The sequence below is a fragment of the Pseudanabaena sp. CCNP1317 genome (assembly GCF_034931345.1).
GTDB classification, from domain to species: Bacteria; Cyanobacteriota; Cyanobacteriia; order Pseudanabaenales; family Pseudanabaenaceae; genus Pseudanabaena; species Pseudanabaena galeata.
In genome coordinates, this window is record NZ_JAYGIF010000009.1 from 21042 (window position 1) to 40014 (window position 18973).

An 18973-nucleotide genomic window follows, 5' to 3' on the forward strand; every position below is an offset into this window, starting at 1 on the left:
CCAAAAAATGAGAGGTGTCGCTTTGTGCCACCTCTCATTTTTTGTTTTCTACAAGGGAGTTTTAAAAGTGTTGCAAAGCAACACTTTTAAAACTCCCTTGGTTTGAATTACAGCGCAAAGCGCTGCAATTACTCCGAGGCACTTAACTTATCAGCAATCAATTTATTGGTTGATTGGGGTTCGGCACGTCCTTGAGTTTTCTTCATTGTTTGTCCGACAAAGAAACCTAATAGCTTAGTTTTACCAGCTTTGTATTGTTCTACTTCTTTGGGATTAGCAGCAATAATCTCATCGATGATTTTCTCCAATTCTGCACCAGCGAGTACAGTTAAGCCTTTAGATGCCACAAGATCTTTTACTGAGCCACCTTTGACGATCAGTTCAGGTAAGATGTCCTTCGCAATTTTGCTGCTGATTGTACCGTCGGCAATTAGAACGATCATTTCACCTAATATCATAGGTGTAAGGGCAATATCAGCGATCTTGAGTTTGTTCTCATTGAGATAGGCAGTAATGTCGCCCATCACCCAGTTAAAGACTTGCTTGGGTTCTGCACCCGTGAGGATCGTCGCATCAAAGAACTCGGCAATACTGCGATCGTCGGCAATCAGCGCCGCATCGTAGGGAGTCAGTCCAAATTCATCACGATAGCGTTGACGATGAGATGCTGGTAGCGTAGGAAGCTCAGAACGATAGCGAGCTAATGTCGTTAGGGGAACCTCGATCGCCATAAGATCAGGCTCAGGGAAATAGCGATAATCACTAGCTCCTTCCTTGGAACGCATACTGATTGTGCGTTGAGTATTTTCTTCCCAAAGGCGAGTTTCTTGTTTAATGGTTTCATTGCCAGTTTCAAGAGCTTCTATTTGACGATTAATTTCAAAATCGATCGCTCTTTGAATGGCATTAAAGGAGTTCATGTTTTTGATTTCTACCTTTGTGCCAAATTTCTCTTGACCGACTGGGCGCACGGAGATATTCACGTCACAACGGAGGGAGCCTTCTTGCATATTGCCATCGCAAACACCGAGATAGCGCATAATCCGCCGTAGTTCTTGAGCATAGGCGGCGGCTTCTACCCCCGATCGCATATCTGGTTCGGATACAATTTCGCACAAAGGTACACCTGTGCGGTTGTAGTCTACTAGGGAGTGACTAGAACCCGATAGGCGATCGCTACCACCATGCACCAATTTACCTGCATCCTCTTCCATATGCAGACGAGTAATGCCGATGCGCTTAGTACTACCATCTTCTAATTGAATTTCGAGCCAGCCATGCTCGGCGATCGGTAGATCGTATTGCGATACTTGGTAGTTTTTGGGAAGGTCGGGATAAAAATATTGTTTGCGATCGAATTTACTGTGCGGCGCAATTTGACAATTTAGAGCTAGTCCAGCTTTGACGGCATATTCCAAAACTTTTTCGTTAAGAACGGGCAGTACCCCCGGCATTCCCAGACAGACAGGACAAACATTGGTGTTGGGGGTGGAGCCAAACTGGGTTGAGCAGTTACAAAAGATTTTGGAGTTTGTGGTCAACTGGCAGTGGGTTTCTAAACCAATGACGGCTTCGTATTGTGTCTTGGTTTTAGTCGGGGCGGTTGCAGTCATAACGTATGCGTTTAGGCGAAGTATTGGAGAAGATATTACAGGGCTTTGCGCTCAAACCCAAACCAAGGAAATTATTGAAAGTGTTGCTTCGCAACACTTTCAATAATTTCCTTGTGGTTCGTTTGTAGGGCAATTGCTGTAGGTAGCAAATCTAGTATAAATCCTAGCACTATGGGATGAACGCCTTGTGCGATTTACAGGGCTTTGCGCTCAGACCCAAACCAAGAGATTTCCTGAAAGTGCTGCTTTGCAGCACTTTCAAAAAATCTCTTGTGGTTCGTTTAATCGGTAATTGCTTTAGAGCGTGTTTGATAAGTCTCTTATTTAGCGTAAATTTCTGCTTTTACCCCCCTTAATCCCCCCTTGCAAAGGGGGGAAACCCAGATTCTCCCCCTTTACAAGGGGGAGTTAGAGGGGGTAAAAACTTCTCAAACACTCTCTTAACCATAGGCTTGGCTAGATAACATTGCAGCGTAGGGTGTGTCGTGTAAATGTGCTTTACCTAATGAACCAAAGAGATTGAGCTTTTCGATAATTACTTCTTGCATGGCTGCGATCGCTTCCCCTGCGATCTCTAACAAATCCTTGGGACTATCACCACAGATTTCTAATTTCAGGGCTTGCATATAGGCTTGGCGGACTTCTGTATTTACGTTAAATTTGCAAACCCCCAATTGAATCGATCGCTGGATCATTTCCGCAGGTAAGCCCGATGCTCCATGCAAAACTAAGGGAATATCGACTAGATTACGGATTTTTTCGAGACGGTCAAAATCGAGACGGGGTGGACTTTTATATTCACCATGTACGTTACCAATGGTGACCGCGATCGCATCGACTTTGGTTTGCTGCACAAATTCCAAAGCTTGAATCGGATCAGTCATTTTGGCTTCTTTTTCGGCGATCGTCAGTCCATCTTCAGTTCCGCTAATTCTACCAATCTCTGCTTCGACAACAGCATGGAATTTGTGGGAGAGAGCGGTCATGTCTCTGGTAAATTTTAAATTCTCTTTGTAGGACATTGGTGAGCCATCCGCCATAATTGACCGCACACCAGCATCTAGCGCTAAGCGAATATCGCTAGCGGAAGTGCTGTGATCGAGGTGAATGGAGATTGGTACTTTGGCAAATTTGGCGGCTTCGATGCACAATTTGACTAGGGGAAGTTTGCCATAGATGAGGGCGCTAGGGTGTAGTTGCAACATGGCAGGGCTACGGCTAATTTCGGCTGCATTGACTACGGCTTTTACGCCTTCTAAGTTGTAAATATTAAAGGCTCCGATCGCATAGGAGTTACGACGGGCGGTTTCTAGAAGTTCTTTAGTCGAACTTAGCATGGTGGCTTGGGTTTAAAACGTTTAATCGGTAAGTCGTGGCTTGCTGATCATAATCCTTTTTAGACTTGTTTGCGATTGGGTATATTCTTTGAGACAGGTACGCACGATCTGGCGACAACGTTCTAATCAATGATAGATATCTGATGCGTATGGTTGCAAAAAAGCGATGAAGTTTATTGCTAGCCATTGGGGAATATCGCCAAAATTAGATTTATTATGTCATCTGTGCATATTTATCCCACTCAGAAGAAAATACACATTCACCGCCTATGCTCTGGCAAGTCTAAATCCGCCAATGCCAGCAAATAAATCCACAAAAACAAAACTCATTACTGTTTATAAATCTCTACGGCTGTTCACTATACACGCTATCGATTTATCAATATGATCGCCCAATCAACTACAAAAAACGCGATCGCCAAGCTTACATACATATTTTCGAGCCTAGATGTTTTAGTATTTGTAATACTTCGTAAAGCTCATTATTAGGGTTTACCAAAGAAAATAACCGTGAATTGGCATACTCATTTTGTGAAGTTTTCAAAAATAAAAATTCATTCCCATTGGTAATCATGCCAAATGTTGATTGCACGGTTTCCGAATTACTCAACATATAAGCTAAAGCTTGTGGAATCGCTCTTGTTACAGCAAAATCGCTTCGTTTTGATTCAATGACTAATAACCAAAGCTGATTTTTTACTACCAATACATCGATTCGACCTCGAATTATTGCTTCTTCATCTTTCATTTCTAAGGCAATAGATGTTTCTGTCTCAATCCGAAATGGTTTGTGATAAATGCCAGCCAGATCTAACAATGGTGCAAGTACTACCATCTTGACTGTATTTTCTAACATTGGTGGATCTTCCATCAATTCTAGAAAATTAGATCTCACCCGATCTAATAAATGGTGCTCTTCTTCATTTAAAGGAATAAAACCATCCAACCATTCAGTAAAAAAAGTAGGATCTTGAGACATCTGAAGCCCAAAATTTTGCTTTAATTCTCTTAACGTTACATCTTTTGCGGCGATCGCCTGAACCATGATGAATTCTAGGTAGAAGTAATAATCTTAATAGTAGTGCAAAAACAAAATATCCAACGCGATCGCTTACGCTTAATCAATCCATCAAAAACGCGATCGCCCAATCATCTCCTTCATAAAAACGCGATCGCCCAATTCCCCCTCTCAACAACGCGTTCGCCTAATAGTGATAACGAGCTTGAAGAAACTCAATGCGATCATCTTTAAAGCGATAAACCAGTCGATGTTCTTGAGTTAATCTTCTTGACCACGTGTTTTCGCCAACATATTTGAGAGATTCAGGATGCCAATTCCCTTAAATGGATTATCAAGAATAGATTCAACTAATTCCTTCGCTCGAATAGCAATTTTACGATCTGTATTTACCTAATACAACGCCAGTTCAACAAAAGCGATCGTCTCAAATATCTATACCTTTCACGAACAAGCGATCGCCCCTCAACAAACCAACAACATCAAACAGCGATCGCCCCTAATCTCAATCAAAAAGCGATCGCCTAAAATATCCACACTCTGACCACACAAGCGATCGCCTCTCAACAAACCAACAACATCAAACAGCGATCGCATAATCAACTTACTTTTTCCATTCGATATGTCCATTAATATTAAAATCTTCAAAAGTCTTAAGAATTTCTATGCAAAACTCTTGCAATTCCTGATTGTTTTCTTTTTTAGAAAGTTCGTAGAGACGGATAAACATTTTTTTCCCTGTCTCAGTTTGCTTAAGGTTTTTCTTGAGAAAGTTATGCTGACTACACAAAGTTTGACCATTCTCAGTCGTAGCTAATCCACCCATATCTTTAGGTTTGATATGATCAACGTGTAATTCGACTCCATTCTCTCGACCTGCTCCACAAATTACACATCTGTATCCATCGCGTTCTAAAATTTCTTTTTTCTGAGCAATTGTAAAATCTTGTTGTTGCTTATTTTGAGCATATTTAGGATCGTATTTATAAACTCCCTTTGCTATTTTCTGTAAAAAACCTCTCTGATATAAAGATCTAACTCCCCTATCAGGATCTCTAAATATTTTCCCAGTACGCTCTAGATATGTTGAAGTTACCCAATCAACAACATCTTTAGTATGTATTTCAATATCAGGATACATTTCAAAGTATTCCTTAATAATATTGATCTGAGCTAAACTTTGCTCTTTCTCTTTGGATTTATTATTTTCATCATTATTAGGCACTTAGTAATCTCCTTTTTGGATTGAAACTATCTGAAATAACTTTATACTTTCCTAACGAATTGATTAAGTTTATAACAACTTGTCGAACAACTGGAACTACAACCGAGTTGCCAAACTGTCTATACATTTGTGTTCTGGAAACAGGAATGATAAAGCTTAGAGGGTATCCCATGATTGATTTACATTCATTTTCACTAAGCAGTCTAATTCCAGTTTCTCCATCCTTAACAAAAGTCCCCGTTAATCTCTGAATTTTATGATATGTGGAGCATAGTGTTTTGACCTGAATCTTAGAATCTCGATTAATTAATTCTGGTTTCCCATCATCTAGTTTAAATAGATATGAATCTTGTAAGTGCTTAGATATTGAATAACCGATTATATTTTCTTCTACATACGAGCCTATATATTCTTTGTGTTTAATAGGCGAAGGAAATGTAAAACTAGGTACATCTTTGGAAACTTCTTCAGATATACCTACTATAAATATTCTTTTTCTAACCTGCGGTACACCATAGTCTTTGGCATCTAAAACACTCCAAAAGACATGATATCTAACATCAGGTTGACTAAAAAAAAGATATTGTCCATTGATAGATACGGATAAGGTGTCTAATATGATTTTTAGAGTCTTTCCGCCATCATGGGTTACTAGTCCTTCAACATTTTCTAAAATAAAAGCCTTAGGCTTTTTCTCTTTTAAAATCTTAACCACATCATAAAATAGAGTTCCCTGTGTCGGATGTTCAAATCCTTCTCGTTTGCCAATTGAACTAAATGGTTGACAGGGAAACCCAGCAGTTAATATATCAATATCTGGAATTGCAGATGCTTCAATTTTTGTAATATCTCCAAATGGAAGATCCCCAAAATTAGCTTTATATGTCATCTGCGCATATTTATCCCACTCAGAGGAAAATACACACTCGCCTCCTATGCTCTCTAGAGCTATTCTAAATCCCCCAATACCGGCAAATAAATCTGCAAAAACAAAACTCATTGCTATTTTTAAATCTCTACCACTACTTACTATACACGCTATTAATTTGTCAAATCAAAGTTTAGCGCTCATATTATACAGCTTAGGGTAAGGTATTGCCGAAATGGTGGCGGCTCAAATATTTAATGCCAGAAGTGAAAACAGTCTGTCTATTTATCAGTAGCGAAATTAGGACTTTTGTTTACTGGCAGTTCCAACTTTGAATCAAGCATTATGTTTCAGTCTGCAATACATTACATACAACTATAACAAACTAGACCTACCATGCTATAGGGTTAAAATCATCATCATTGGCGATCGCCGTGTTCTAAGGCAATATCTCAAAATAATCACAATGCCTAGGTCGCATAATCGAAAAATCACGGCGATCCAAAGTTAAAACGCGGGTGATTCTTAATCTTTCAGCGATCGCCACAATTACCGCATCAACAAAATCAAGTTGACTATCAGCATACTGCTCTAAAATTTGATTAACTCGTTCCAAATCTTTTGCTGTCATCGATTCTATTTGAACCCCACTAACAACCAAATTAGCAATAAATTTCCGCATCGCCTGATGTCCTAACCTTGAAGCAATCAAATAACAAACTTCAGGCAAAACGACACTAGGCAGCAGTAATGGCTCATTGATACTTTGCACTACAGACAGAACGCGATCGTGATTACGATCTGTTAAATCCGTTAGAGCAAACAGAAAGCTAGTATCAAGTACAACAGTTATCCTTGTTCATCTGCATGAAGACTCCAACCACGAATCGGATTTACTTCACTTGCTAAAATCTCTTCATCCCTCTCCGAAACATCTTTTTCATTGGAAGCACCCAATCCAGCAATTGACAGTAAAAAACTGTTATGAGGTTGTGCTGTTTTTGTTTCAACAGCCTTGTAGCGAAGATAGCCAATAAAACTAACAAGCTCAGAGAAAGCATCCTCTGGCAAGTTATCAATTACTTCAATAATCTGTTGCCGCGTTGGAGTTAGGGTATTCATAAGCAAACATGAAAAAGATGCTCATTACATTTTAGCTGCAAGATGTGGTAAACCACTTGCAAGATCTTCATCTAAAACCACGATATTCAGTCTTTTAGCTTCACTACTCTAATCTTTCAGCAAGCCAAAACTTTATTACAGATTGACGATCTACGTCTAACCTTACCGACTCTCTATCAAGGGCAGCAATCATCCACTGTGGTAAATTGACAGAAACAGACTGAGTTTCTAAAGCAGGACGTTTCAAAGTAGATAGATCAAATAAATCTAAGACATCGCCAATTCAAACTTTTTATCCAACTCTTCAGCTTTCATATAGCTTTACCTCATTGTTGCGCGATCGCCCTACCATGAAGCAGGTTTAAAATCGTCATCATTGGCGATCGCCACACCATCACCCGAAGGCTTAATCACAAACAAACCTTGACGATAAGCATAACGATCTATCCCTTCATTAATCTCAATCCCTGCCACAGCACCATAGGCTTTAAAGTTGCGATAATGGGGAAATGAATCTTTAAATCGTATTAGCTTCTCAACAAACTCATCCACATCATCCTTTGATAAACGTGACTTACATTCCACTAGGACTAACTCAGTGTCATCGACAGCTAGTATGTCAATTTCCATTGCAAATCCTTGACGCTTAGTTCTAGCGCGAGGATAGACTTCCTTTACATCAATTCCCTTCTCTTGAAATAGTCGTAATACCGCAGGTTCAACTAACTCTTCAACAAAACGTCCCCATCTTGTCGTCAGTGCTTCAACGGCTTTAGTAGTTCGATCCACTGTTTTTTTTAGTTCTGCCATACTGCGATCGGCTTCAGCTTTAGACTCAGCCATACGGCGATCATATTGCTCTTGAGATGCTTGGAATAACTTGTAAATGTCATCAATAGTTGTAGGGTTACTCATAAACTGCTTATTTGCTTAATCAAGTTTTTAACATCTAAATTATCACATAAAAAACAAGGGGCTTAAGCCCCTTGCCTCTTGTTATCTAGCTACCACCGATACGGGCGACATCGCGAGAATTGGCTTCAAAAGCAGCATTGAGTGCATCATCACCACTCAAACCATCTTCCAATGCTTCCTTAATTGCTTGCAAGACCCGTTTGTAATCCTTGGGCATTACCTTCACGAACTTAGGCGCGATCGCATTCCAATCAGCGAGAACCTTCGCACCCTTAGCGCTCTCCGTATAGTCAACGTGTTGTTGAATCAACTGCTTCAGATCCTTGATTTCTTCGGGATCTTCGAGAGATTCTAAGCCGACCATTGAGGTATTGCAACGGGTTGCGAAGTCGCCTGACTCATCGAGAATGTAGGCAACACCGCCACTCATACCCGCCGCAAAGTTCCGTCCTGTTAATCCGAGAACGACAACCTTACCACCAGTCATATATTCGCAGCCGTGATCGCCGATGCCTTCGACTACGGCATTTACGCCAGAGTTGCGAACTCCAAAGCGTTCGCCAGCGATGCCGCGAATGTAGACTTCGCCACTGGTTGCGCCGTAGAGAGCGACGTTGCCAGCGATCACGTTCTCTTCAGCGACAAAGGTAGAAGCTTTGTGAGGATAGAGAATGATCTTACCGCCGCTAAGTCCTTTACCGAGGTAGTCATTGGTATCACCTTCGAGTTCCATCGTCACACCAGAGGGAACGAACGCGCCAAAGCTTTGACCAGCCGTACCTTGGAAATGTAGATGCACGGTGTCATCGGGCAGTCCTTCCCAATGACGCTTGGTGATTTCGTTGCCGAGGATAGTTCCGACAGCGCGATTGATGTTCTTAATGGGAATAGTCTCTTGAACGGGTTCGCCATCAACGATCGCTGCTTGACATAAATCTAGCAACACAGTCATATCAAGGGATTTGTCTAATCCATGATCCTGTGGAATTTGGCAATAGCGCCCGACATCTTCACCAACTTCTGGTTGATAGAGAATCTTCGAGAAGTCTAAGCCTTTGGCTTTCCAATGTTCGACCGCTTGCTTCGCTTCGAGAACTTCAGTACGACCAACCATTTCATCGAGGGTACGGAAACCGAGTTTCGCCATCAGTTCACGGACTTCCATCGCGATGAAGGTCATGAAGTTGACAGTGTGTGCGGGATCGCCTGTGAATTTCTCGCGCAGTTGCGGGTCTTGAGTTGCCACGCCAACAGGACAGGTGTTGAGATGGCAGACGCGCATCATGATGCAGCCAAGGGTAACGAGGGGAGCAGTGGCAAAGCCAAACTCTTCTGCACCAAGTAAAGCGGCGATGACGACATCACGACCTGTTTTCATTTGTCCATCGGTTTCGACAACGATGCGGCTGCGGAGGTTGTTGAGAACGAGGGTTTGGTGGGTTTCGGCGAGTCCAAGCTCCCAAGGTAAGCCAGCGTGCTTGATCGAGGTTTGAGGTGATGCACCCGTGCCGCCATCGTAGCCAGAGATGAGGACGACATCAGCATGGGCTTTAGAAACCCCTGCGGCGATCGTGCCTACGCCCACTTCCGATACGAGCTTGACGCTGATACGGGCGGCGCGGTTAGCATTCTTGAGATCATGAATCAACTCGGCGAGATCTTCGATGGAGTAGATGTCATGGTGAGGTGGTGGTGAAATCAAGCCAACACCGGGGGTGGAGTGACGGACTTTGGCAATCCAAGGATAGACTTTCTTTCCAGGGAGTTGACCGCCTTCTCCCGGTTTCGCACCTTGAGCCATTTTGATTTGAATCTCTTTGGCTTGGGAGAGATAGAGACTAGTTACGCCGAAACGTCCAGAGGCAACCTGTTTGATGGCGCTATTTTTGGAATCGCCCTGCTCGTTTGTCCATGTGTAGCGATCGGGATCTTCACCGCCTTCGCCTGTGTTGGACTTACCGCCGATGCGATTCATGGCGATCGCCAAAGCCTCATGAGCTTCTTGCGAAATAGAACCATAGCTCATCGCGCCAGTTTTAAAGCGGCTTAAGATGGATTCAATTGGTTCTACTTCATCTATGGAAATAGATTCGCGAGCTTTGAAATCAAGCAAGCCACGCAGGGTGAAATGCTGTTGATTCTGTTCGTTGACAAGTGCCGAATATTTCTTGAACAGTTCATAGTTACCATCGCGTACTGCTTTTTGCAATGCGTGAATAGTTTCAGGGCTGAACAAGTGGGCTTCACCATCCTTGCGCCATTGATAATCACCACCGACATCGAGAGTATTGCCACTCGCAGGGCGATCGGGGAAGGCGTGGGTATGACGAGCGATCGCTTCTTTAGCGATTACTTCTAAATTAGCACCTTCGATGCGGGAGGCTGTCCAAGTAAAGTATTTCTTGATCACATCCTGATTGAGTCCGACAGCTTCAAAAATCTGAGCGCCGCGATAGCTTTGGATTGTGGAAATACCAATTTTGGAAGCAACTTTGGTTACGCCTTTAGTAGCTGACTTGATGAAGTTCTTGCAAGCGGTTTTGAACTCGACATTTACCAAGAGACGTTGATCGATCATGTCTTTGATCGTTTCAAACGCTAGGTAAGGATTAATTGCACCGCAACCATAGCCGATTAATAATGCAAAGTGGTGGACTTCCCTAGGTTCGCCAGATTCGAGGACTAGCCCGACTCTAGTACGAGTTCCTGTGCGGATGAGATGGTGATGCAATCCTGACACAGCCAATAATGCAGGAATTGGGGCATTGTCAGGATTCACGCCGCGATCGCTAAGTATCAAAATATTCACACCATCAGCGATCGCTTGATCTGCCTTTGTACAAATCTCAGTAATTGCTGCTTCTAATCCAGATACCCCAGACTTAGGAGCAAACAAAGTGGAAAGTGTAACTGATTTAAAACCACCTTCGTTAATATGCTTGAGTTTGGCAAATTCAGCATCACTAAGGATGGGAGTCTTTAGCTCAATCAAGTGACAGCTTTCTGGTTCAGGCTTGAGCAAATTCCGTTCAGCACCAATGGTAGTTTCCGCAGAAGTAATAATCTCTTCCCGAATAGAATCAATGGGGGGATTAGTTACCTGTGCGAATAGCTGTTGGAAATAATCGTAGAGTAGTTTCGGACGATTGGAAAGAACTGCTAAAGGAGTGTCAGCACCCATCGCACCCACAGCTTCCACACCATCCCGCGCCATTGGGGTTAGCAGCAAACGCAAATCCTCAAAGGAATAGCCAAAAGCCATTTGCTTCTGGGTTAAAGCTGTAGCTTCTGGTTCATTAGCAACGCCATCCTTGAGACTGGCAATTTCCACCATATGCTGATTAATCCATTCGCGATATGGATGTTCAGTGGCGATTTGATGCTTGATTTCTTCATCAGCAACAATCCGCCCTTCTTCCATATTTACAAGGAACATCCGCCCTGGTTGCAAACGACCTTTCGATTCAATCATTTCAGGTGAGATATCTAATACCCCTGCTTCCGAAGCGAAGATGACTAGATCATCCTTGGTGACGTAGTAGCGCGAAGGACGTAAACCATTGCGATCTAAGACTGCGCCGATCATTGTGCCATCGGTGAAGGCGATGGATGCGGGACCATCCCAAGGTTCCATCAAACAGGAATGGTATTCATAAAAGGCTTTCTTCTCGTCGCTCATGGACTCATGGGCTGTCCAAGGCTCAGGAATCATCATCATCACCGCATGAGGCAGCGATCGCCCTGCGAGTACGAGCAATTCCAAAGCGTTATCAAAAATTGTTGAGTCACTGCCCTCAATGTTAATAACTGGCTTGATCTTGGAAATATCATCGCCAAACAAATCCGACTCAAACATCGACTGACGGGCAATCATCCAGTTAGTATTGCCGCGCAAAGTGTTGATTTCGCCATTGTGGGCAATGTAGCGGTAGGGGTGCGATCGCTCCCAACTGGGGAAAGTATTCGTACTAAAGCGTGAGTGAACCAGAGCTAGAGCGCTCTCCATATCGGGATCGCGCAGATCGGGGTAATACATTCCCACTTGCGCGGTCATCAACATTCCTTTATAAACAATCGTGCGGCAGGAGAGGCTAGAAGGATACCAGTAAGAATCAATATTTGAGGTGCGAATTGCCGTATGGGCAAGTTTACGCAGCACAAATAGTTTGCGATCGAAGGCGAGGTCATCGGCTAGATCAGGCGATCGCTGGATAAATACTTGCTGCATGAAAGGTTCACTGGATTGGGCGGTAGCCCCCAGTGAGGAATTATCAGTTGGTACGTCGCGCCAACCTAAAACCGTTAAGCCTTCGGCTTCAACTAATTGCGTAAAAGCTTGTCGGCCGTTTCTACGGGTTGCAGGATCGGGAGAAGCATAGACCATCCCTACACCGTACTGTCCTACTTCTGGCAAGGTGATATTTGCGGCGGCGGCTACTTTTACCAAGAATTTATGGGGGATTTGCATCAAAATCCCTGCACCGTCACCTGTATTTGTTTCGCAACCGCACGCGCCGCGATGCTCCAAATTTTCCAGAATTGTTAAACCCTGCTCAACAATCGCATGGGATTTTTTCCCTGACTTATGAACGATAAACCCGACTCCACAAGCATCGTGTTCAAATTGTGGATCGTACAAACCTTGTTTTACTGGCAATGCGTTGCTATTCATCATGGACTGAAAAGGATGGTATTTAAACGTTTATATTAGCTTGGACGTAATTGAGAAGTTACGACGGCTACATTGGATTGTACTAATAAATCTATGTCCTAGGTATGAGGTATTCAGGAATTAATCAAATCAGTTAGTCATAATCACTATTTTTGTTAGATTTGTTACAAAATTTTCGTGATCTGGTAAATGTGTAAGGGTTATAAGATTTTATAAAGAACCGATTATTTAGTGAAGTAGCTTCGCCACACCACTAAATAATCGGTTCTTTGATCTATGTATGCATTTGTAAACGTAAAGTCTTCGTAATGAAACCAATTTGGGTGTTTCCAGCGCCGAAGGTGCTGGAAACACCCAAATTGGTTTTTTGAAAGTCTACCGTTGGTGAGATTTCAAAAAATCGATTTTTATAATGAGAATTGCTGCTTGAAAACCCTTACTAGATTTAGTTTTTAATTCACAAAAGCTTTGCCTTCATTTTGTGATTTGGTATAAAGCCTAAGCATTATTAGCGCGGCATTTCGCCCTGCGCCACTAATGCTTAGGTAGCTCTTGGATGAAATACAGAGTAAATTAGCGTGAGTTCGATATAGCCATTAGCGGCGTGCTTCGCACGCCGCTAATGGCGAAAGATGGTAAGAATCGCTAAGCGATTCTTACCATCTTTCGCTTTCGTCAAACTGACGTTAAATTAGGAGCAGCAAAGATTTTTTGATGTTAATGTCCTAGTTCCATAACATGTTGACCAATCAGTTTACCTTTAATCGTAAGTACTTCTACTTGACAGTTTTACTCTTTTTAATAGAAGTTTATATCGCTATTTTTATCAAAGATCAGTTTATCCGTCCTTTTATTGGAGACGTGTTAGTAGTAATTCTGATTTACTGCTTTGTTAAATCCTTTTGGAAGGTTAGCGCTAAGGTGACCGCAATATCTGTTTTTGGGTTTGCCTGTGCGATCGAAGGATTGCAGTATCTAAATTTTGTCGATCGCCTAGGATTATCACAGAACAAACTTGTAGCAACTATTTTAGGAACAACCTTTGATTGGAAAGATATCTTCGCCTATGCTCTTGGAACTGCGATCATCCTAGTATGGGAAAGCCGCTAAAGGTTTGAGCGCAACATGTCTAGCTATAGCAATGTAAGTTTTGCTTAGGACATAAAACCAAAAAAGATGAGTGGCGGCGCGAAGCGCCGCCACTCATCTTTTTTGGTTTTGATTTGTCCTATCTATCTCTTGCGTTGCTATACTCACTCTGAGAGTGTTTTAAATTTTTTGTCCTTTAGGGACTTACACAAAATAGCTGAACCCAAAAACAAAGTGGCGGGCTAAGCCCGCCACTTTGTTTTTGGGTTTTATAGGGATCATTTTTCCCTTTAAACCGATCGCGTCATTTGCACTCGATAGCGTTCCTTTTTGGTAATCATGATCTCACCAATAGTAACTCTGCCTTTGCCACGAATGGCGATTAGGTCGCCAGTTTTGAGTTGATAGTTAGGCTGAGAAACTGTTTTCCAATTGACGCGCACATCTTCGCCGTTAATCAGATCCACCATTTTGCTACGTGACATCCCAAAACCGAAAGAAGCAATCGCATCTAGTCTTAAGGATGCTTCCGTGGAAGTAAGTTCTTTGGTGACAGGAATGCGAATTTTTAACTCTTCCCACGCGATCGCATTGACCTTGACGGGAACTGTTCGCACTTGATTAAAATGGATTTGCAAATATTCCATGAGTTCTGGAACAACGATCGCCTGTGCGCCTTTTTCGCCTAAGACATTGACATCACCTACCTTTTGACGCTCGATACCCGTACCAAGGAGCGCACCCAAAAAATCACGATGGGTTGCGGTGTCAAATAGGAAGTTTCCAGAAATTGATATGGGTGTAAGACTGACCATTGACTGATCGAGGGGCAATTCAGAACGGGCGATCGCTAATCTTTGGCGTTCGGCTTGTTCATAGCCACCCCATGCTAGGCAATGGATTTCGGTCATTTTGCCGAATACTTGTAGCGCTTCCGTAATTTCGGGCGGTGATAGAAAATCACTGCATACGACATCCCATGTTTGGATAGCGCGATCGCCTAAATCCAGCAATCGGCTAAGGGTATCGCGATTTTCAACATGATTCAATAGGTCACGAGGTAGCATTAAATTTCGTCAAATTCCTCTTCGGGAATGCGTTGTTTGGACTTGTCAGGAATTTTGGTTTCGCCCCAAGCATCACGGATCTGCTGTTGGGTTTCGTTACGAAAATTAGTTTTAGGTGATTCTAAATAATCGTCTTCAAAATCATCATACTCATCATCGTAGTTATCGATGGGGGCAGGTGGTGGGGCGATCGGGCGCGATGGCTCAGGACGAACTTCGGCTCTGGCTTGGCGACGTTGTTGCTGTGGGGGATTTACAGGTATGCGCTCCTCAGCCCAGTTATCGCCATCGTCCCATGATTGTTCTTGACGATAGACAGGACGTTGTTGCTGCGGTGGTGGTGAATAGGTGCTTCTTGTGCCAGATGACAGGGCATTGTCGCGAATGGTGGTGGATGGTGGCATGTAGTCATCCTCGAAGTCATCTTCCCAAGGTGCTTTACCTAGTCCTAGACGCTCTAGCAAGCCTTTGCTAAGTTGGGTCATCCGATCTTCCATGCCCTCGGTGACAATAATGCGATCACGTCCTACAGCAATGATTTCATTGACATCAAGCTCGTAGGTACTAATCAGGCTGGCAGGAATAATTGGGTTACCGATGGAGGCAACGATTAAGAAAAGTAAATCACCCGTCTCTGGGTCAAATTTAAAATCGCGTACTTTACCAAGCAATTCACCTGATTCTGTGACTACTTCGTTGTTAATCAGGGTGGTGTAGCGCTCAGTAATTAAAATATCTTCGAGTACCGACTCGTCATCTACCAAGATGGCATCTGGGCCTAGTAGGTCAATATTGTCAAGGGACATGAAAAATGTGTCACCTATGCCGATCGGTGTGCCTGGTACAAATCTTTCAGCGACGGTCATGCCGACGACCCGCCTCTGATCGACATCTAGCCAGATTTGGGTGACGATGCCAAGCCGCACGGCTGAGCGCTTGCTAAAGACTTGCAAACCCAATACGGCGGCACGTTGACGAAGATTTTCCGATTGCATCATGGCGGTGACGTGGCTCTAAAAGATTCCCAAACAATCCCCAACGAGTGGGGCATGAACTAAACAGGACGGTAAATACCTAGCCCTGATCTTAGCAGACTAGATCCCCGTCGGTATCTTAACGTTTGTTCGGTCGATTGTTCGGGCGATCGCCTATTGTGTCAATCAGGCTCTAGTCATTGAATTTAGTGGTATGAAAAACATAGAAACTGTGTGAAAGTAAGCTTTAAATTCTTTGTTATGACATTACAAGAACTACAAAAATAAGTATTGCAATTGCCAATTAGCGATCGCTGGCAGTTGGTGCAAACTCTCCTAGAGTCTCTAAACCGCGAGTCTCAACCAATTGTAAAACGTACTCTATTTCTGCCAAACATTTCACTTGAAAGGAATATATTCAACCGCATTAATCCATTCGTCAGGCTCCGAAGCTTGAGCGATCAATTCTAGATCTTTTACGAATTGCCCAATTGTGCCACCGAGTTGATGTCCAAAGATTAACCCTGCAAACTGTTTGCCTTCTGTTTGCCAAGTCTCAGCTAGAACTTTAAAGCGAATGTCTTGGGCAAAGAGAACTTTAGAGAACTCCTTGAGCTTTCATCCTGATGTAAAAAGGCGATCGCATAGATTGGCTAGTACTTTTTTGGACTTGCTCCCATTCTTCTTTGATTTCTTGGTCAATTTCTTTCTGATGATCGAAGTAATAACCCATTGCTGCATGGGCTTCTGCGGGTGTTAGGTAAAGGTGTTGACAGCATATTTCTTCGACTGACCAACCATAGGCGAGGTAATCCATGACGATTTGCGCTACTCGAATGCGTGGTAAGCGTTGCAGTCTGGCGGGTTGGTTGTCGCTTTTTTCGATATGTGGATAACTTAGAGCTAACATGATATTTTGCTTTTTTCTGGCTAAGTTGCCATATTTTTACAGTATAGTCTTTACTGAGGTTGATAAGATTTTCTTAAATGATGAGCTAATCATAGTTTCTCTATTTCAAACCATTCAAACCATCAAAAACTTTAATAAAGTGTTTCCAAATAGAATGATCTATAAATTATTAGATGGTAGATATTAGCTTGGTAAAATTTAGTAGATAGTATCTAATCCTTTACCAACATAATTTTAAGTCTGTATCTAAGAAGAAATTTTAATGAGATAATGTTATATGAAACTAGATTTAATGTATTACTGCCAAAATGATGATTTACCTGATAAGTGGATTCTAGAAGGATGTCGATTAGGAAATATCAACTTAATTGTTGGTAAAAATGCATCAGGCAAGACAAAAACTCTTAGAGCAATCAATCTTATAGCGTCATTACTATCTGGTGAAGTAGATGGTACTAAAATGATTCTTCTTTCAAGAGAATCAAGAGAGTGGACACTTATCTTTGATTCCCATGATGACACACAAAAGAGAACTTACGTCTTAAAATTTAAAAATGGAAAAGTTGTTGAAGAAAGCTTTACAATTGGCTCAAAGAAATATTTAGATCGCAATCAATCTGGGGAAGGAAGAGTATGGGCTGAGAAGTTGCAAGAAGAAATCGATTTTCAGACTCCTATTTATGAAGTAGCTGCCCTAAAGCGGCGTGATTCTATTCAGCATCCTTTTTTTGAAGAACTTTATGTTTGGGCAAGTTCCTTACGTTACTATCAGTTTGGGACAGAGTTAGGCAAAAGAAAACTCATGCTTAATACCAAAGATATTAACTCTATCAGAGAAAATATTGATTTTAAGAATACTGGTCATGTGGTTAATATTTTTGTTTTAGGCAAAGAAGAGTTAGGAGACAACTTTATTGACGCAATAAAATTAGATATGGGATTAATAGGATACAAAATATCCGAGATTGGTACTAAATCCCCCATTTCCGAAGAACCAGTCCAAGAGGGTGACCTTCAATGTTTATATATTCAGGAAGTTGATTTGTTTGAAAAAACAGAACAAAGATATATGTCTCAAGGTCTTTTTAGGGCATTGTCTCTAATAATTCAAATTAACTATTCACTTCTTGCTGAAAAGCCTAGTTGTATATTGATTGATGATATTGGTGAAGGTCTAGATTTTGAGAGAGCTTCAGCTATGATTAAAGTACTCATTAGCAAAGCAGAATCTGGTTTAGTGCAATTAATAATGACCACTAATGATCGCTTTATTATGAATGGTGTTCCTCTTGAGTACTGGTCAGTAATTGAGCGCAAATCTGGCTTAGCAAGACTTCATAACACTTATAATTCAAAGCAAGTTTTTGACGACTTCAAGTTTACGGGGTTGAACAATTTTGATTTTTTCTCTTCTCAGTTTTATCTTGACGGATTTGGTGAAGAGGAGATAGAAAATTAGTGAAAAGACTTGCGATTTTTGTAGAGGGACAAACAGAGAAAATTTTTGTTAGAAAATTACTTGAAGAGATTGCTGGTAAAAGCAATATTGCTATTGCCGAGCAAGATATGCAAGGTAAACAGAATAGTAGATTTACAGCATTAACTATGAGTGATCCTGTTACTGCACAAACCAAATATTACGTTCTAATATGTAATTCTGGCAGTGATAATAGTGTTGTTTCTGATATTCGTGATCAGTATGTTAGCTTGGTAAGCTCTGGTTACAGTAAAATAATTGGATTAAGAGATGTTTATCCAATTCCAATTACAGGTAAGGGTATTTTAGAGCGAAGGTTACTTACAGTATTACCAAGAGGAAGTGTTGCTTCACATATAGTACTTGCTGTAATGGAAGTAGAAGCATGGTTCTTGGCAGAGTGGAAGCACTTTGTGAAGATTGACATAAACCTTACCATATCGTTAATTCAGTCAAGTTTAGGGTTTAATCCTAAACTTGACAATATGGAGAGTAGAAATCATCCTGCCGAAGATTTACATCAAGTTTATCAGCTTGTAGGTAAATCTTATAGAAAGAAAGAGAATCAGGTAAATAGAGTAGTTTCAAATTTAGATTACGAATTCTTATACTTAGAGCTTGCGGCTATTGTCCCAAGTCTTGGGAAATTTATTAGTTATATTGATGACTTTATGAAGCTTTAGTTA

Annotated in this window: 18 protein-coding genes and 3 pseudogenes; 4 read left to right on the forward strand and 17 right to left on the reverse strand. The window is 41.8% G+C overall.

What is annotated here, in order from left to right:
- Nucleotides 1-128: 128 nt before the first annotated feature.
- From gatB to VB775_RS05135, 4 genes and pseudogenes are all read right to left on the reverse strand, one after another.
- On the reverse strand, nt 129-1613 hold the full coding sequence (gatB, locus tag VB775_RS05125; protein ID WP_281005587.1) for an Asp-tRNA(Asn)/Glu-tRNA(Gln) amidotransferase subunit GatB: 1485 nt from the start codon (nt 1611-1613) through the stop codon (nt 129-131).
- 440 nt (nt 1614-2053) lie between these two features.
- A complete protein-coding gene (locus VB775_RS05130) occupies nt 2054-2950 on the reverse strand; it encodes a class II fructose-bisphosphate aldolase (protein WP_281005588.1) in 897 nt (298 codons plus the stop codon).
- Nucleotides 2951-3167: 217 nt separating this feature from the next.
- Nucleotides 3168-3280: pseudogene (locus tag VB775_RS26370) on the reverse strand (DNA cytosine methyltransferase); the annotation flags it as partial.
- Nucleotides 3281-3374: 94 nt separating this feature from the next.
- Nucleotides 3375-3995 carry a type I restriction enzyme HsdR N-terminal domain-containing protein gene (locus VB775_RS05135; RefSeq protein ID WP_281005589.1) on the reverse strand — a complete coding sequence of 207 codons (621 nt, stop codon included), beginning with the start codon at nt 3993-3995 and terminating at the stop codon, nt 3375-3377.
- Between the two features lie 36 nt (nt 3996-4031).
- Here VB775_RS05135 and VB775_RS05140 point away from each other — a divergent pair, with 36 nt between their 5' ends.
- The gene (locus VB775_RS05140) at nt 4032-4202 is read left to right on the forward strand and encodes a hypothetical protein (RefSeq protein WP_281005590.1); all 171 of its coding nucleotides are present in this window, start codon (nt 4032-4034) and stop codon (nt 4200-4202) included.
- On the opposite strand, the pseudogene VB775_RS26375 reads toward VB775_RS05140, so the two are convergent.
- The 9 genes and pseudogenes from VB775_RS26375 to gltB form a co-directional block, all read right to left on the reverse strand.
- Nucleotides 4156-4343 (reverse strand): annotated as a pseudogene (locus VB775_RS26375) (Txe/YoeB family addiction module toxin). The gene VB775_RS05140 and the pseudogene VB775_RS26375 overlap by 47 nt on opposite strands.
- A gap of 90 nt (nt 4344-4433) precedes the next feature.
- The gene (locus tag VB775_RS05145) at nt 4434-4598 is read right to left on the reverse strand and encodes a hypothetical protein (RefSeq protein ID WP_281005591.1); all 165 of its coding nucleotides are present in this window, start codon (nt 4596-4598) and stop codon (nt 4434-4436) included.
- On the reverse strand, nt 4573-5109 hold the full coding sequence (locus VB775_RS05150; protein WP_407072989.1) for an HNH endonuclease: 537 nt from the start codon (nt 5107-5109) through the stop codon (nt 4573-4575). Before VB775_RS05150 ends, VB775_RS05145 begins: the two co-directional genes overlap by 26 nt.
- Nucleotides 5110-5185: 76 nt before the next feature.
- Nucleotides 5186-6193, reverse strand: coding sequence for a DNA cytosine methyltransferase (locus VB775_RS05155; protein WP_281005593.1), 1008 nt, complete (start codon nt 6191-6193; stop codon nt 5186-5188).
- A 307-nt stretch (nt 6194-6500) separates the two neighbouring features.
- Nucleotides 6501-6914 carry a type II toxin-antitoxin system VapC family toxin gene (locus tag VB775_RS05160; RefSeq protein ID WP_281009406.1) on the reverse strand — a complete coding sequence of 138 codons (414 nt, stop codon included), beginning with the start codon at nt 6912-6914 and terminating at the stop codon, nt 6501-6503.
- Complete coding sequence (locus VB775_RS05165; RefSeq protein WP_281005594.1) at nt 6911-7183, reverse strand: hypothetical protein; 273 nt, start codon at nt 7181-7183, stop codon at nt 6911-6913. The genes VB775_RS05160 and VB775_RS05165 overlap by 4 nt, the downstream gene beginning before the upstream one ends.
- Before the next feature lie 103 nt (nt 7184-7286).
- Entirely contained in the window at nt 7287-7430 is a 144-nt protein-coding gene (brnA, locus tag VB775_RS05170; protein WP_281005595.1) for a type II toxin-antitoxin system BrnA family antitoxin, read from the reverse strand.
- A 98-nt stretch (nt 7431-7528) separates the two neighbouring features.
- Nucleotides 7529-8098, reverse strand: coding sequence for a DUF3782 domain-containing protein (locus VB775_RS05175; protein ID WP_281005596.1), 570 nt, complete (start codon nt 8096-8098; stop codon nt 7529-7531).
- A gap of 85 nt (nt 8099-8183) precedes the next feature.
- Nucleotides 8184-12770, reverse strand: coding sequence for a glutamate synthase large subunit (gene gltB, locus VB775_RS05180; RefSeq protein WP_281009407.1), 4587 nt, complete (start codon nt 12768-12770; stop codon nt 8184-8186).
- Nucleotides 12771-13508: 738 nt separating this feature from the next.
- Between gltB and VB775_RS05185 the strand changes: the two genes are divergently transcribed.
- On the forward strand, nt 13509-13880 hold the full coding sequence (locus VB775_RS05185) for a DUF2809 domain-containing protein (RefSeq protein WP_281005597.1): 372 nt from the start codon (nt 13509-13511) through the stop codon (nt 13878-13880).
- 269 nt (nt 13881-14149) lie between these two features.
- On the opposite strand, the gene VB775_RS05190 is transcribed toward VB775_RS05185, so the two are convergent.
- From VB775_RS05190 to VB775_RS05200, 4 genes and pseudogenes are all read right to left on the reverse strand, one after another.
- The gene (locus VB775_RS05190) at nt 14150-14926 is read right to left on the reverse strand and encodes a photosystem II S4 domain protein (RefSeq protein WP_281005598.1); all 777 of its coding nucleotides are present in this window, start codon (nt 14924-14926) and stop codon (nt 14150-14152) included.
- The gene (locus VB775_RS05195) at nt 14926-15924 is read right to left on the reverse strand and encodes a PRC-barrel domain-containing protein (RefSeq protein ID WP_281005599.1); all 999 of its coding nucleotides are present in this window, start codon (nt 15922-15924) and stop codon (nt 14926-14928) included. The genes VB775_RS05190 and VB775_RS05195 overlap by 1 nt, the downstream gene beginning before the upstream one ends.
- A gap of 375 nt (nt 15925-16299) precedes the next feature.
- Nucleotides 16300-16500 (reverse strand): annotated as a pseudogene (locus VB775_RS26380) (hypothetical protein); the annotation flags it as partial.
- Nucleotides 16499-16810 carry a DUF433 domain-containing protein gene (locus VB775_RS05200; RefSeq protein WP_281005600.1) on the reverse strand — a complete coding sequence of 104 codons (312 nt, stop codon included), beginning with the start codon at nt 16808-16810 and terminating at the stop codon, nt 16499-16501. The pseudogene VB775_RS26380 and the gene VB775_RS05200, both read right to left, overlap by 2 nt.
- Before the next feature lie 277 nt (nt 16811-17087).
- Here VB775_RS05200 and VB775_RS05205 point away from each other — a divergent pair, with 277 nt between their 5' ends.
- Both VB775_RS05205 and VB775_RS05210 read left to right on the forward strand, forming a co-directional pair.
- Nucleotides 17088-18269, forward strand: a complete 1182-nt coding sequence (locus VB775_RS05205; protein ID WP_281005601.1) for an AAA family ATPase — start codon at nt 17088-17090, stop codon at nt 18267-18269.
- Nucleotides 18269-18970: a DUF4276 family protein gene (locus tag VB775_RS05210; protein ID WP_281005602.1), complete on the forward strand. Its 702-nt coding sequence runs from the start codon at nt 18269-18271 to the stop codon at nt 18968-18970. The genes VB775_RS05205 and VB775_RS05210 overlap by 1 nt, the downstream gene beginning before the upstream one ends.
- Nucleotides 18971-18973 lie beyond the last annotated feature (3 nt).